This is a genomic window from Paraburkholderia sp. EG286B (genome assembly GCF_040965655.1).
Lineage (GTDB): Bacteria > Pseudomonadota > Gammaproteobacteria > Burkholderiales > Burkholderiaceae > Paraburkholderia.
Genome location: NZ_JBFRCF010000230.1, coordinates 1 through 255, shown reverse-complemented (window position 1 = coordinate 255; position 255 = coordinate 1). Strand labels below are relative to the sequence as shown.

The following is a 255-nucleotide window of genomic DNA, read 5'->3' as shown; positions in this document are numbered from 1 at the left end:
CGCGTGTTCGCGATCGGACGCCCAATCGTCTCAACGACAGCCTCCCCCCTCGGCATGCAAATCCAGGTCGAGTACGTCGTTGTCTCGGAGGGTGCGTACAGATTACATATCTTCTCGATGCGACTGCCCCCGAAGGCCTTCTCTATGAGGCTCGCCTTCAGCCGCTCACCCGCCAGATTGATGATGCTTGCCGAAGCCGGCACTGCGTTCTTGTCGAGCAGAGCGGCGAGCGCCGAAGGCACTGTGTTGATCAGC

At 60.4% G+C, this 255-nt stretch carries 1 protein-coding gene; it reads right to left on the bottom strand.

Annotation, left to right across the window (positions count from 1 at the left end; translation table 11 throughout):
- The coding region (locus AB4Y42_RS44550) for an AMP-binding protein (RefSeq protein ID WP_368697934.1) at positions 1-255 on the bottom strand (255 nt) is incomplete at both ends.